The organism is Paenibacillus radicis (ex Gao et al. 2016), assembly GCF_014641555.1.
In the GTDB taxonomy this organism is placed as follows: Bacteria; Bacillota; Bacilli; order Paenibacillales; family Paenibacillaceae; genus Pristimantibacillus; species Pristimantibacillus radicis.
In genome coordinates, this window is the sequence record NZ_BMHY01000006.1 from 61,496 (window position 1) to 75,713 (window position 14,218).

Consider the following 14,218-nt stretch of genomic DNA (forward strand, 5'->3'; position numbering starts at 1 on the left):
TATCGGGCTATAGAATCCCCATACCCTCAATCACATGCTTCGTTTCATCCGTGCCGCGCTCGTACAGAAAGCGGTAAATTTGCTGCAATATCTCGTCATAGCCGCCGTTCATAATCGAATCATCATTCATTGCAATCGCCATCTGCAGAAAATGAGAGGTTTGCGCCTCGTCCATGCTGGATAAATCGCCGAACAACTGCTTCAATTGGTCCGCTTCTTCTTCGCTAGCCGTAATGACAAGCTCGTAAGCGGCAGCCTCCGGGTCCGTCAACACCTGTCCGGCCTGAACGGATACGTAAAATGTTTTTCGCCCTTCCTCTGCGTTCTCTCCGTCATACATTCTATTTTGTCATCTCCTTGTTCCCGAAAATTGTTTATTTTGAACCGAGGGAATACCACCGTTAGCTTCCCTTTCGGACAGACATTTTATCCCTTTTTTCCGCATATAACTGTTATTATCGCTATTGGACCCAGCAGAAGAAAGGAATGAGAACATAATGTGCGGAATAACAGGCTGGATCGATTGGACTCGCGATCTAACCCAAGACAGCAACAGTCTGGAGCGAATGACGGAGACATTGTCCTTGCGGGGACCGGACGCATCAGGCACTTGGATATCGGCCCATTGCGCGCTTGGTCATCGGCGCCTCAGCGTCATTGACCCGGAGAACGGCGCCCAGCCTATGATCAGGCATTCAGAGGATGACACATATGTAGTCGTCTATAACGGAGAGCTATATAATGCGCTGGAATTGCGTAAAGAATTGGAAAGCAGAGGACGCAGCTTCTCCACGACCTGCGATACAGAGGTGCTGCTCATCGCCTTTATCGAGTGGGGAAAAGCTTGCGTGGAGCGTTTTAACGGCATTTTCGCTTTCGCCATTTGGGATGTTACGGAGCAGGAGCTGTTCCTTGCCCGCGACCGCCTGGGCGTCAAGCCGCTGTTCTTCAGTACAGCAGAAGGCCTGTTCCTGTTTGGTTCTGAGCCGAAGGCTATTCTCGCGCACCCTGCCGTAAAAGCGGAGGTCGGCGCAGAAGGCCTGGCAGAAGTATTCATTCTTGGACCTGCTAGGACGCCCGGTCAAGGCGTCTATAAGCAAATTACGGAGCTGCTTCCGGGGCATTGCATGACTGTCACCCGAGAAGGGCTGCGGAAAACGAAATATTGGAGCTTGGAGAGCCATCCCCACGACGAGGATGTCGCAGCCACGGCGGAGCATGTTCGCGAGCTTCTAAAAGATACAACGGAACGGCAGCTCGTATCGGACGTGCCAGTATGCACACTGCTCTCCGGCGGTTTGGACTCCAGCGCGCTTACAACGCTAGCCGTACGCTATTACGAGCAGACCGGCCAAGGCAATGTTCATACCTATTCGGTCGATTATCAGGACAACGACAAGCATTTTCAAGCGCATGCATTCCAGCCGAACAGTGATGCACCTTGGATCGAGCGAATGACTACTCATCTGGGCACCATTCATCATCCGATTCAATTCGACACGCCGGAGCTGGTCGCTGCTCTGCGCGATGCCACGCTGGCCCGCGATTTGCCGGGTATGGCTGATGTCGACGCTTCTTTGCTGTTGTTTTGCCGCGAGATCAAAAAGGGAGCAACCGTAGCGATATCCGGCGAAGCAGCCGATGAAATATTTGGCGGCTACCCGTGGTTCCATCGCGAGGAAGCGCTGAACGCCTCCACCTTCCCTTGGTCGCTTGCTTCCGCTATGCGCGCCGATCTGCTCGCACCCGATGTAGCAGACTGGATTAAACCTCTCGACTATATCGGGGATCGTTATTCGCAAGCCATCGCCGAGGTACCGCATCTGGATGGCGAGTCCGAGCAAGTGCGGCGCATGCGGCAAATGTCTTACTTGAACATTACCCGCTTCATGCCAACGCTGCTTGACCGGAAAGACCGGATGAGCATGGCTGCCGGGCTTGAGGTTCGCGTTCCGTTTTGCGATCACCGTCTCGTGCAATATGTGTGGAACATCCCTTGGGAGATTAAAACATCGGGCGATCGCGAAAAGGGTATTCTGCGTAAAGCGTTGAAAGGCGTTCTCCCGGACGATGTGCTGACGCGCAAAAAAAGCCCGTATCCCAAAACGCATAATCCGAACTATTTGGCCGCCGTCAAAGGACTGCTGCTTGACGTACTAAACGATCCGTCCTCGCCAATTTTGCCTCTGATCAACGCAGCCAAAGTACGGGAAATCGCCGATTCTGCAACAGCAAGTTCAAATATTCCGTGGTTTGGACAATTAATGTCCGGCCCGCAGTTATTTGCTTATTTGTATCAGGTCAACCTGTGGCTCAAGGAATATGGCGTTTCTATTAAGTAAAATAACGAAGAGGCCGACCGCAGCTTATAGCTGCGGCCGGCCTCTTTTTCAGAAATATAGCAAGACTCCCCGGGAGTTACTTCAGCTTGTCCAGCAATTGCTCCAGCGCGTGGCCGCGATGGCTGATCTGCTGTTTCTCTTCCTTGGACAACTCAGCCATCGCACGGCCAAGCTGCGGCAGCCAAAACAACGGATCATAACCGAAGCCGCCTTCGCCGCGGGGACGATCCGCAATATAGCCGTCTACCGTTCCTTCTGTTTCCACAAACTCGCCGGTAGAAGGGTCATACAGCGCCAACGTGCATACGAATTGCGCCTCGCTAAGCAGCCTTGTCCCATCTGCCAGCGGTTCAGCCGCATCGGCACCGTCCAGCTTGGCTAGCTCTGCGAGCAGCTTGGCATTATTGCCGCTGTCTGTCGCGCCTTCACCTGCATATCTCGCCGAATAAACGCCCGGAGCACCACCCAGCGAGTTCACCCGCAAGCCGGAATCATCGGCAAGTACAACAACCTGGAACGCATCCCCTGCTGCTTTCGCCTTAATCCGTGCGTTGGCAGCAAATGTATCTCCATCCTCTACGATGTCTGGAAAATCCGGATAATCGTTAAGGCTTGCGACTTCTTTGCCCAATTTGCTGAGCGCATGAGCGAATTCCTTCACTTTGCCTTCGTTTTTCGTCGCAATCAGAATACGTTTGTCCGAGAGCTCCTTCATCCTATGCGCCTCCTCCGATACGGCCCGCGTCTTCACCAAGCGCTTCACGCTGACGCTCGATCAGACGTCCGATACCGCCTTCTGCCAGTTCAAGAAGCTCGTTGAGCTCGCTGCGAGAGAATGGCTCCTCTTCTCCAGTTCCTTGCACCTCGACAAACTTGCCATTGCCGGTCATAACGACGTTCATATCGACCTTCGCCTTGGAATCCTCATCATAGTTCAGATCCAGCAAAGCTCTTTCTTGAATAACACCCACGCTTACCGATGCCAAATAATCAGTGATCGGATATTTGGCAAACGTTGTCGTCTTCGCCAGCTTGTTAACAGCCAGACACAAAGCTACAAACGAGCCGGTTATTGAAGTTGTTCTCGTACCGCCATCTGCTTGAATGACGTCGCAATCCAGCGTAATGGTACGCTCGCCGAGTGCTTGAAGATCAACTACTGAACGCAAAGCGCGGCCAATCAGCCGTTGAATTTCCATCGTCCGGCCTGTCAGCTTGCCTCGTGCCGCTTCCCGCTGATTACGGGAATGCGTCGCACGCGGAAGCATGGAGTATTCCGCTGTAATCCACCCCTTGCCTTGACCTTTCATAAAGGGCGGAACACGCTCCTCGACACTTGCTGTGCAAATGACTTTCGTCTCTCCGACTTCAATAAGTACGGAGCCTTCTGCATATTTGTTAACGCCGGTCGTAATCGTCACCGGACGCAGCTCGCTTGGTTGGCGGCCATCAGTTCTCATTGTTGCATCCTCCTGAATCTTTCGTTCTTCTGTCCGCGATCACATCGCATTACTATGTAAGGTTCGCAGCCTATCGTTACAATCCTTCCTATTTTACCAAAGGCTCATACGAAAAGCACCCTTGAAGCCATTTTCATTTTTTCAAATGGCCTATCTGCGCCACTGCCAGTCCATAAAAAAGAGGAGAGCTTTTGCAGCTCTCCCCTACTTGCTTTCCGTTCAATTAGCTTTTAATGGCATTGACGTGATGAGGACGCGAAACCGGCGCGCTGTAGGAATTGTTTTTATCATCGATGACGTTGGATTCACCGTTAAGTAAAATTTGCACTTTAGATGCTTTCGTATTTTCCGTGAGTGACAAGACGACCGCCTGCAGCATTTCCTCCGGTGCAGCTTGGCCCTCTTCATAAGCAGGATCCTCGAGATCGACGGTTACCGTATCGTCCTTTTGCACAATACTATTAACCTTGACGTCATTGGTGATGACGCTGGTCAGCTCTTTTTTGTTCAACGGCCCGGAAATGAGCTGTTCCATTGCTGCGTCGGCCAATTTCTCAGGACGGGCGATCAAGCGCGTAACCGGTACATAATATTGCTCGTCATGCGATGTTTGCGAAGAGAAGTACAGCGTAACCGGAGTCGAGTTGGCATAGTTGACGCCGTCAGCAGCTTCCAGGTTGATCCCGACTGCTCGTGTCAATGGCTCGTCTAACGGGAAACCGTCAACCGGCATTTCTTGCAGCTTTTCACCCTCTGACAATAACTCAACACCCTCAATACCTGTCATAGCTGTAAGAGTCCATGCAATCGCCTCTACGATGGAACGCTCTTCCGTATTGGTGTAGCTGTTGAAAGCTTCGGAGAAATCAACGATCGCCAGCTTGTTTTCGATTTTGAATGATTTAACTTGCGTTCCTTGCGGGAGAACTGCCTTGAAATCCTCCGGCAATTGGCTGGCATACGCACCGCCGTCAACCATCATTTCCAACGCTTTTTGACCTGGCTGCTCGTTTTTGCCAAACGTCGTTTGCAGCGCTACCGGTGCCAAATAACCGTTCCGATCCTTCAAGTATACCGTCATCTGAGTTGCATCACCTTGGCCAGGCTGCTGGGCCTGTCCAGTATTCGTACCGTCAACGTTGCTCGTTTCGTTCGTCCGAGGGGGATCAATTTCCCCATTCGTTTTTTTCGAAAACAACCCGCAGCCTGTCATTAAGATCGGCATTACCAGTAAACCGCCGATTGCGGCGCGGCGAATCCATCGTGTTTGAATCATATTAACCTTTCCTCCCCAATCGATTATTGCCTCGCGGCTTTTTACATTTGCTTATTTGTAGTACTATGTATACGAGCCCTTCCCTGATTTAGACCAGTTTTGTCCACAAAATGATGAGGGGGTAATGCGGTGTTTACACCAAATCCTTATAGCTTGAACAGCCGCAAGGTCGCAGAGGCTACAGATGAGTGGCTCGCGAAACGCGGCGTATCCAAAACGCAAATCGGACAACTCGTCCATTTTTTACAAAAAGACTATTTCCCTGATCTTTCGCTGGATGAATGCATCGTCCATGTTGATGCGGTATTGTCCAAACGCGAGGTGCAAAATGCGGTGCTGACCGGCATTCAGCTTGACGTGCTTGCCGAAGAAGGCAAGCTCATCACTCCGCTTCAGGAGATGATTAAAAACGATGAAGGGTTGTATGGCTGCGATGAAGTGCTTGCGCTCTCTATCGTGAACGTATACGGCAGCATCGGCTTTACCAACTTCGGCTATATCGACAAGCTGAAGCCCGGCATATTGAAAAAGCTGAATGAGAAAAACGGCGAGCATACGCATACTTTTCTCGACGATATCGTAGGAGCAATTGCCGCTTCAGCAGCAAGCCGAATCGCTCACCGCAAGCAAGCAGAACGTGAGGCAGACACCAATCTGCCGCTTGATTGATCGTATAAAGAAGAGCCTGCCGCATTCGATTGCGGCAGGCTCTTTTTTTAGGCTGAGTTAGAACGACATATTGATAAATAGGCAGGGATATACTTATGACCGTCAATGAGCGGCCCCCTTTTTCCAAAGAGCTTTCGGTACAACAATTTGAAATGCATTACTGGTATAAGAAGGAATTGATCGACCTATGCAGCGAGCATAACATCCCCTCATCGGGAACAAAGGCGGAGCTGGAAGAACGAATCAAGAAATGGCTGACCGGTGAAGAAATCGTGAATACTCGGCAAAAGAGCACAACGTTAAGAATGAAGCAGGAGCATGACAAGGAGCTTTCGCTATCTACAAGGCTCATTCCCGATGGGTTTAAATTTAACAGCAAGCCAGGCAATTTTTTGCTGATTATTACAAGAAGCAAAAATTTTCCTTCACCAAAAAAATGGCGTCGCTACTTAGAGAAGCTGAGCGCCGGGGCGATATGGAAATGACAGTGGCCGATTTAATTCAAGTCTACGAGGGTAAGACGGAGCTTGTAAGCGCAGAGGAAAAAACCTATCAGTGGAATAACTTCGTAAAGGACTTTAATAAAGACCCGCGCACAAAAGCAATTGGAAACCGGATGAACGTCGCTGCCCAGTTATGGAAGCAAGTGAGGGATAATCCTGGTTCCAAGCAGTATTCGCCAGATTTATTGGCCTCCTATTTAGACGACAAGAAATAATAAAGGCAATACTGGCTTGGTTTGACTGCTTGGTTTACTGTCCTGCTTGCAAGTTAGGTTTGCCATTGACTGCAACGATCAAAATGTAAAAGTGCAGGTTGTTAGTCGATTTTTAGACCATTTAGCCCCTCAAAATGCAAATGTGCAGTTTGATAGGCTAAAAAAGCCGGTATAGAGTGAAATTGACTGATTTCAAATGCACTTTTGCATTTTGATCGCTTTATTGGACCTTTTGAGCTTAATCAAAATGTACATTTGCATTTTGTTTCCCACTTCGCACAGCAAGGCCTGCATATAGAGTAAAGTTGATTGCCCATCTACTCAGCAGGCATTGTGTAATTAAAGGCGCGCATCTTTAAGCTTTGACACTGCCGGGTGTTGCACTGGATGATCTGAGATATTTATAGAAATCGATAGGGGCGGTATTGATGGCTGCTGTCGTTTTTTGTCAGTTTAATAGGCTCTTTGTTTGAGTAGACGATAATATGATCACTATTCATTCCGTAATTGCCATCCAGAATCGTATAGCTCGGTGGTCCGTCCACCCGATGAACAACGATGAAATAGTTTTCGTGCGCAGTTGCCAGCATCGCTAGCTTAACTATCGCTTTAGGCTTCAGTTTAGTAGCAACTGCTAGCTCGGCCTCCGATACGTAAGGAGGGATGACATAGACCTCATCTGCTTCCTTGAATGTAAAGCTGACTATCCCCTGGTCATTCAGACCGTTGATCGCTGCTTCAACCGTTTGTCCAATTGTTTGGTCCTTCGTTAGACGCCCCGAATCCGGAAACGGTGCTGCAAACAGCGCCGCTACAATGGCAATAAATGCTGCAAAATAAACGAGCTGACTTCTTCTCATCGTATATCTCCCTTGCTGCGAATAGACTTTAACTAGTAGACGACGTAAACAGGTGAAAAATAACAATTCTCTACAAAAAAAGCCGGAGAGCTATAGCCCCCGGCAGTAGAAATGATTTCGAGTTATTTCCGTTGTTTCATCCGAATTGTAAGCCCCGCGGCTGCAAGCAGCAGTCCTGCCGCGTAATAAGGAAGTGAACTGGATTCGCCTGTTTTAGGCAGTTGATCTACGTTGACACTGCCTGCTGGCGGTGTTTCTTCGTCGATCACAATCTCGTCCTCGTCAGAACCCGTAGACGGACTTGCAGAAGACGAAGGCGTCTCCCCATCTCCACCGTCTACTGGGCCCAATGGCGGCTCTTCCGGCGTAATGACGATCTCCTCGTCTGGCGTTGCAGAAGGGCTAGCGGTCGGAGTCGATGACGGCTCCGTACTTGGCGTTGCTGCAGGACCACCGCTTGGTGTTGGCTCTGGTGTTACTACAGGTGTAGGGCCTGGCGTCGCACTTGGCGTAGCTTCAGGCGTCGGACCAGGTGTTACTTCCGGCGTTGCTGTCGGCGTCGACTCTGGTGTCGCTGTCGGCGTCGACTCTGGTGTTGCCGTCGGTGTTGCCTCTGGCGTTGCTGTCGGCGTCGACTCTGGCGTTGCTGTCGGTGTCGACTCTGGTGTTGCTGTCGGCGTTGACACTGGCGTCGCCGTCGGTGTTACCTCTGGCGTCGCCGTCGGTGTTACCTCTGGCGTTGCTGTCGGCGTGGACTCTGGCGTCGCTGTCGGTGTTACCTCTGGTGTCGCTGTTGGCGTGAACTCTGGTGTCGCCGTCGGTGTCGACTCTGGTGTTGCCGTCGGTGTTGACACTGGTGTCTCTGTTGGCGTGGACTCTGGCGTCGCCGTCGGTGTTGACACTGGTGTCGCTGTTGGCGTGGACTCTGGCGTTGCTGTTGGTGTTGACACTGGTGTCGCCGTCGGTGTTGCCTCTGGCGTTGCTGTCGGTGTTGCCTCTGGCGTCGCTGTCGGCGTTGCCTCTGGTGTCGCTGCCGGTGTTGCCTCTGGCGTCGCCGTCGGAGTTGCCTCTGGCGTTGCTGTCGGTGTTGCCTCTGGCGTTGCTGTCGGTGTTGCCTCTGGCGTTGCTGTCGGTGTTGCTTCTGGCGTTGCTGTTGGTGTTGCTTCTGGTTCGTCACTTGGCGACGGAGTTGGCGTTACTTCTGGCGTAGCTGTTGGTGTTGCTTCTGGTTCGTCGCTTGGCGACGGAGTTGGCGTTATTTCTGGCGTCGCGCTTGGCGTAGCCTCAGGTGTTGCTTCTGGTGTTGCTTCTGGTGTCGCTGTCGGCGTTGCGGTAGGCGTCGCTGTTGGTGTCGGACTAGCCTCCGGTTCTGGAACCGTGCCATCGAACGGGTAATAATGAGCCTCGACATGCCCATCCAGTGAAGCAGCAATAATATTGCCTGCAATATTGCTATATGTCGTCTTTACACTAGCGTAAGGAGCCAATAGCGTGCCTCTTTGACCGGAAGAACCGATTGTAATATCAGTAGCTTCTGGAAAGTTGAATAGCAATTTGCGTACGGCAGCCGGATTCGTATGCTCGCTAAGCGTATTATTCTTATCCGGCATAAAGGTTCCTGCCGTGCCAAAGCTTCTGGAATTTCCTTTTACATTTACAATGACGGTCGATCCATTCGGCACCTGAATGACCAGCTCGCCGTAATTTTGATCGATTTCAAATACATTCAAATTGTTGTCTGTTCCCGCTAACGTCAGCGTCCCGTAAGCATTGCTCGCGGTTCCGTTCGCAGGCAATGCAGCAAGCTTCGCAGAAACTTCCTTCAGATAAGAGGCTTCGGCGTTGAAATCAATCGGATTTCCCTGCTTAGGAGAGGTTCCGTTTGTAACCGTTACATTCCCCGTATACGAACCGCCGTATTTGGCATTGCCGCCTTTTACCGTCCCATTGTTAAAAACCAGCGAACCGCCAACGACCAATGCGTTATCGATCACCTTTTCTTTGCTGTTCACGGAGTAGTTGGTAAAATTCGCAGCTCCACCAGCCGCAACAGGTCCCTCTGAATCGGTGTTCATCAGCGATACGCTGCCCAGTACAAAAATATTATAAGCGCCTGCCGTGCCTAGCAATGACGATGCTGGAGAAGCCGCCGCACTCACAATCGCATGCAGTCCCGCTCCGAAAATAACGATTGCCGACATCGCTAGCAAAAAAGCTGTCTTTATCTGTTTTTCAAACAAATTCATGTCCTCCCCGCACGTATTATGGCAATAAAAAAGTCCGACTACCTGAATGATTCATTCATGGCAATCGGACGATCATTGTACAATAAATTGCACAGAAGACTCCAGACTTTGCGTCCCGCGCTTTCGCGCGGTTTGCTCACAGCGCTAACGCTGTTCATGTATCATGCAGTTGTCTTCTAGATTTTATGATGCAAATCTTTCCTCGTCAATACGGAAAAATAAATTTTATCGTTCTTTAGTCCCCCATCACTCAAACTGCATGGAACAAATAAGCGCTGGCACCTTCCAGTCTCCTTATTAAGCCTCGGTGCTCCATATAATAGAGATGAGCGAGCGTCTCCGCCATGGCAAACCGCAAATTATGCGGATTGCTGCGCAAGTTTATGCCGAACAACCGCTCGGATAGCTCGAAAGCGGACATCGGCTCATCCAGCATACGCTTCATTCTTTCCAATCTCCGTATATGATGCTGCTTCAACTCTTCGATGCGGGCAGCAAAACCGGTAAATGGATCACGGTGTCCCGGAAAAGCAAAGCTCACGTCATAGTTCAACAATTCATCCAAATTCGTCAGAAAATCATTCAAGGGGTCGGTTTCTTCCCCTGGGACGACACTTATGTTTGGCGTGATCCGCGGAATTACCTGATCGCCGCAAAACATCCAGCCATTATTCGGCTCATAGAGCAGCAGCTGCCCATAAGCATGACCGGGCGCATCAATAAGCTGCCACTCAAAGCCGCCAAACCGGATGGATTCCCCCGCTTTCATATAAGTCACAGATGGCTGGGGCGACACCCGCTCCTCGAACAGTTCGAGGTTAGCTGCTATAGCGGACGTAAGCTCATCCGGCATACCATGCCCGGAAAAAAGCTGTCCCAGCTCTTCAGCAAACCGGCTGCCCTCTGCCCATAACCGAACCGTGTAAGCATGCGATCTTCGGGACATGTACACTGGAGCGCCGCTTAGCTCTTGAAAATAACCGGCCAGCCCGTAATGATCAGGATGCTGATGCGTAACGATAATTCGCTTGATTGCCGCAACGTCTATGTCATGCCTCTGCATCGCCTCGTTCCACGCTGCCACAGCTTCATCCGTTCGAAGTCCCGGATCGATAACCGTATAGCCGCTCTGATCGGGCTCCGGAATCAAATAGCTGTTCACCCATTTCAACGAAAACGGAAGGGGTACCTTCACTTGAATCCATCCGTCATTCCACTGTGCCGTCTCTACCTGCTGCCCTTCTCGCTCCATGAAACCGATGTCCCCTTTCGAAAATAAAACGAGGCAACGATAATAACGATCATCGTTGCCGTCGCCATTTAGGAGATGGCGTACAGCCTCTCCGTATTCGTCAAATCTTCAATCGTAGCTGCGCCGATTCCGAACATCGTCGACCGCAGTTCAAATTCGATCCGGCGGAATTGCTCAACGAGCTGCTCCACCGAAACGCGATTATCTGTCTGCGCTGCACGGGGCAGCAGCACTCTCCCAAAGCCAGCAATGCTCGCACCCAGTGCAATCGACTTGGCAGCATCGACCCCATTGCGGAGGCCTCCACTAGCGATGACCGGCATATCCGGCAGCCTGGAGCTTACTTCACGAATGCTGTCAGCAGTCGGAATGCCCCAGTCTGCAAATGCCTCCGCTGCCTGCTTCCGCAGTTCGTCTTTGAGTCTGTGCTTCTCCACTTGGCTCCAGGATGTACCGCCAGCTCCTGCTACATCTATAAAGGATACGCCAACATCAGCTAGCCGTGCTGCGGTATCCGCATCAACGCCCCAGCCAACCTCTTTAATGCCGACTGGAACGGCAAGCTTGCGGCAAACCTGCTCGATGCCTGCAAGCAGCCCCCGAAAATCCGTATTCCCTTCGGGCTGGAATACCTCTTGCATACTGTTCAAATGAAGGACAAGCGCGTCAGCCTCGGCAATGTCAACTGCCCGCTGGCATGCTTCGGCGCCAAAACCATAATTCAACTGGACCGCCCCAAGATTGGCGATTACTGGAACGGTGGGTGCTTCTCTTCGGATAAAGAAAGAGGCAGCCAGATCTTCCCGTTCGATGGCTGCCCGCATGGAACCAAGTCCAATCGCCCAGCCGCAATGCTCCGCTGCTTCCGCCAAACGCCGGTTGATCGATCCCGCTTCATCCGTTCCGCCCGTCATCGAGCTGACCAGCAGCGGAGCTTTCATAGAGCGGCCCAGCCACTGCGTATTCAGCTTGATTTCTTCAAAAGAAAGCTCCGGAAGCGCATTATGCCGAAACCGCAGCTTGTGCAGTCCGGTCTCGATCCCTGAACCGGCGACCTCCTCCTGAAGGCAGATGCGGATATGCTCTCCCTTTCTTTTCGCGGTGGCGGCAGCCTCAGCCGCGCTCGCCGCTATCGTATGATCACTCATCGTGAACCTCCTGGGTCTCGTTTACTATGCTTCGTCCATCATAACGCAGTTTTTAACCACCGAGCAACATTGCTCACATTGAAGCCACTAAAATGAACGTATTAATCATTTTTATGAAGTTTACAATCATTTTTATTGTTAATATGATGATTATGTCTTAAAATAGAACCATAAGACGATATTAGCTAGGTTGCATGCTTGCAACGTTCGCAAGGCGCAACCTCCGGGAGGCCTATATAAATGGATATTAAAATTTTTGACAGCGCGCAGGAACTGGATGCATTCGCAGCCGATCTAATCGTAAGCACAGTACAGAACAAACCAGCCCCCGTTCTGGGTCTGGCTACCGGGTCGACACCGCTCGGGATCTATGCCAAAATAGTAGAAATGCATCGTCGTCAAAACATTTCGTTTCAGCACGTTACATCATACAACTTAGACGAATATGTCGGCTTGACGCCGGATAACGATCAAAGCTACGCCTATTATATGAAGAGTCATTTATTTGCCCACATCGATATCCCATCCAACCAGACGTTTTTGCCTAACGGCATGGCCGAGGATTTGGAAGCGGAATGCTCCCGCTACGACAGCATGCTGCAAGAGCAGCCTGTTGATCTACAGCTGTTAGGACTTGGCCATAATGGCCATATCGGGTTCAATGAGCCTGCAGAAGCGTTGACCGGAGGCACGCATGCCGTCAAGCTGGAGCAAGAAACCCGCGAGGCAAACGCCCGCTTCTTCGCCTCTATGGATGAAGTGCCGGAGCTGGCGATTACGATGGGCGTGGGCTCTATATTAAAGGCGAACCATATTCTACTCGTGGTTCGCGGCGCGGACAAGGCGGATATCGTCAAGCAAGCGCTGACCGGCCCTATTACAACGGACGTGCCGGCATCGCTGCTGCAGACGCATCCCCGGGTTACCGTGCTGCTCGACCGCGAAGCCGGAAGGAAGTTGGCATAATCATGACATTCCCTAGCGAATGGCTGATTTACAATGTGAGCATCGTTTTGGAAGACCGTGTCGCACATGGAGCTGTCCATGTTAAAGACGGAACGATTGCTGCTATTATTGAAGGAAATTCGGCCTATGATGGCGTACCAGAATCCGCTGAGCGGATTGACGGCGGCGGACAGTGGCTGCTGCCCGGCTTTATCGACGTTCATGTGCACGGCGGAGCCGGCGGCGACTTTATGGACGCCAGCCAAGAGAGCTATGAGGCGATAACCCGTTTTCACGCCTCCCAAGGCACGACAGGCATGCTGGCTACGACGATGACAGCTTCGAAGGAAGCGATTGACTCGGTTCTGGAAGCCGTTAGCCGTTTCCAAGCGGAAGGCATGGCCTATGCGGCACTTTACGGTATTCATCTGGAGGGGCCGTTCCTGTGCTTGAAGTGGATAGGCGCGCAAAATCCCGCTTTTCTATCTCCGCCGCGTATCGATTGGTTAGAGGACTGGGAGCTTCGCTATCCAGGTCTCGTCAAACTCGTGACGCTTGCACCGGAGAACGAAGGCGCGATGAAAGCGATCCGCTGGCTGTCAGAGCACGGAATCGTTGCCGCATGCGGTCATACAGACGCCACTTATGATGTTATGCAGGACGCAGCAAATCACGGCTTGACGCATGCGGTACACACCTATAACGCCATGCGTCCACTGCATCACCGCGAGCCGGGTACAGTTGGTGCCGTATTGTCGGACGACCGAATTTGCGCTGAGCTCATTGCCGACGGCTTCCATGTTCATCCTGGAGCTATACGGCTGCTCGTCGCATCCAAGCCGGCTGACAAGCTCATTCTCGTATCCGATGCGATGTCTGCAGCCGGCATGCCTGACGGACTCTATGATTTGGGAGGCCTTCCGGTCTTCGTCAAAGAAGGCGTCGCGCGTCTGAAGGAAGGCAATTTGGCAGGCAGCAGCTTGACTATGATTAACGCTTTCCGGTTTATGCTGGAAAACACATCTCTATCCGTTACGGAGGTCAGCCAGACTGCCAGCGGCAACGCGGCCAAGCAGCTCGGTCTGTACGAGACAACCGGCTCGATAGCGGTTGGCAAACGTGCCGATCTCGTGCTGGCGGAGCAAGCTTTTCACCAGGTATCCAAAACTTGGGTAAACGGCAAACTCGTTTTTCAACAGAACTAAACAATCTTTTGCAAGACCTGCCGCGGCAGGTCTTTTTTTATCGGCAAATTGGAAAAAAAGCGGAGATTGCTGGCGAATCTATTAGAGATCGGCTAGT

14 protein-coding genes and 1 riboswitch are annotated in these 14,218 nt (G+C 51.5%); of the genes, 6 read left to right on the forward strand and 8 right to left on the reverse strand.

What is annotated here, in order from left to right; translation table 11 throughout:
* Nucleotides 1-7: 7 nt before the first annotated feature.
* Complete coding sequence (locus tag IEX98_RS16620) at nucleotides 8-340, reverse strand: hypothetical protein (RefSeq protein ID WP_188890339.1); 333 nt, start codon at nucleotides 338-340, stop codon at nucleotides 8-10.
* Between the two features lie 157 nt (nucleotides 341-497).
* Here IEX98_RS16620 and asnB point away from each other — a divergent pair, with 157 nt between their 5' ends.
* Entirely contained in the window at nucleotides 498-2,342 is a 1,845-nt protein-coding gene (gene asnB / locus IEX98_RS16625; protein WP_188890340.1) for an asparagine synthase (glutamine-hydrolyzing), read from the forward strand.
* Between the two features lie 76 nt (nucleotides 2,343-2,418).
* Here asnB and IEX98_RS16630 read toward each other — a convergent pair whose 3' ends face one another.
* The 3 genes from IEX98_RS16630 to IEX98_RS16640 form a co-directional block, all read right to left on the reverse strand.
* Nucleotides 2,419-3,057, reverse strand: a complete 639-nt coding sequence (locus IEX98_RS16630) for an XTP/dITP diphosphatase (protein ID WP_188890341.1) — start codon at nucleotides 3,055-3,057, stop codon at nucleotides 2,419-2,421.
* Between the two features lies 1 nt (nucleotide 3,058).
* Nucleotides 3,059-3,802 carry a ribonuclease PH gene (gene rph / locus IEX98_RS16635; RefSeq protein WP_188890342.1) on the reverse strand — a complete coding sequence of 248 codons (744 nt, stop codon included), beginning with the start codon at nucleotides 3,800-3,802 and terminating at the stop codon, nucleotides 3,059-3,061.
* A 223-nt stretch (nucleotides 3,803-4,025) separates the two neighbouring features.
* A complete protein-coding gene (locus IEX98_RS16640; RefSeq protein ID WP_188890343.1) occupies nucleotides 4,026-5,078 on the reverse strand; it encodes a GerMN domain-containing protein in 1,053 nt (350 codons plus the stop codon).
* 129 nt (nucleotides 5,079-5,207) lie between these two features.
* Here IEX98_RS16640 and IEX98_RS16645 point away from each other — a divergent pair, with 129 nt between their 5' ends.
* The 3 genes from IEX98_RS16645 (at nucleotide 5,208) to IEX98_RS16655 (ending at nucleotide 6,465) form a co-directional block, all read left to right on the forward strand.
* Nucleotides 5,208-5,747 carry a phosphatidylglycerophosphatase A family protein gene (locus tag IEX98_RS16645; RefSeq protein WP_188890344.1) on the forward strand — a complete coding sequence of 180 codons (540 nt, stop codon included), beginning with the start codon at nucleotides 5,208-5,210 and terminating at the stop codon, nucleotides 5,745-5,747.
* Nucleotides 5,748-5,842: 95 nt separating this feature from the next.
* Nucleotides 5,843-6,232 (forward strand): SAP domain-containing protein, encoded by a 390-nt coding sequence (locus IEX98_RS16650; protein ID WP_188890345.1) that lies wholly within the window; start codon nucleotides 5,843-5,845, stop codon nucleotides 6,230-6,232.
* Nucleotides 6,229-6,465: a hypothetical protein gene (locus tag IEX98_RS16655; protein ID WP_188890346.1), complete on the forward strand. Its 237-nt coding sequence runs from the start codon at nucleotides 6,229-6,231 to the stop codon at nucleotides 6,463-6,465. Before IEX98_RS16650 ends, IEX98_RS16655 begins: the two co-directional genes overlap by 4 nt.
* A 401-nt stretch (nucleotides 6,466-6,866) precedes the next feature.
* Here IEX98_RS16655 and IEX98_RS16660 read toward each other — a convergent pair whose 3' ends face one another.
* The 4 genes from IEX98_RS16660 to fni all read right to left on the reverse strand — a co-directional run bounded on the left by IEX98_RS16660 (nucleotide 6,867) and on the right by fni (nucleotide 11,971).
* On the reverse strand, nucleotides 6,867-7,325 hold the full coding sequence (locus tag IEX98_RS16660) for a hypothetical protein (protein WP_188890347.1): 459 nt from the start codon (nucleotides 7,323-7,325) through the stop codon (nucleotides 6,867-6,869).
* Between the two features lie 122 nt (nucleotides 7,326-7,447).
* Nucleotides 7,448-9,565, reverse strand: a complete 2,118-nt coding sequence (locus tag IEX98_RS16665) for a choice-of-anchor A family protein (RefSeq protein WP_188890348.1) — start codon at nucleotides 9,563-9,565, stop codon at nucleotides 7,448-7,450.
* Between the two features lie 62 nt (nucleotides 9,566-9,627).
* A riboswitch (cyclic di-GMP riboswitch) is annotated at nucleotides 9,628-9,718 on the reverse strand.
* Between the two features lie 103 nt (nucleotides 9,719-9,821).
* Nucleotides 9,822-10,823 carry an MBL fold metallo-hydrolase gene (locus IEX98_RS16670; RefSeq protein ID WP_188890349.1) on the reverse strand — a complete coding sequence of 334 codons (1,002 nt, stop codon included), beginning with the start codon at nucleotides 10,821-10,823 and terminating at the stop codon, nucleotides 9,822-9,824.
* 68 nt (nucleotides 10,824-10,891) lie between these two features.
* A complete protein-coding gene (gene fni, locus IEX98_RS16675) occupies nucleotides 10,892-11,971 on the reverse strand; it encodes a type 2 isopentenyl-diphosphate Delta-isomerase (RefSeq protein WP_188890350.1) in 1,080 nt (359 codons plus the stop codon).
* A 240-nt stretch (nucleotides 11,972-12,211) separates the two neighbouring features.
* Here fni and nagB point away from each other — a divergent pair, with 240 nt between their 5' ends.
* Together nagB and nagA are read left to right on the forward strand one after the other, a co-directional pair.
* Nucleotides 12,212-12,937 (forward strand): glucosamine-6-phosphate deaminase, encoded by a 726-nt coding sequence (nagB, locus tag IEX98_RS16680; RefSeq protein ID WP_188890351.1) that lies wholly within the window; start codon nucleotides 12,212-12,214, stop codon nucleotides 12,935-12,937.
* Between the two features lie 2 nt (nucleotides 12,938-12,939).
* Nucleotides 12,940-14,121 (forward strand): N-acetylglucosamine-6-phosphate deacetylase, encoded by a 1,182-nt coding sequence (nagA, locus tag IEX98_RS16685; RefSeq protein ID WP_188890352.1) that lies wholly within the window; start codon nucleotides 12,940-12,942, stop codon nucleotides 14,119-14,121.
* Nucleotides 14,122-14,218: the final 97 nt, after the last annotated feature.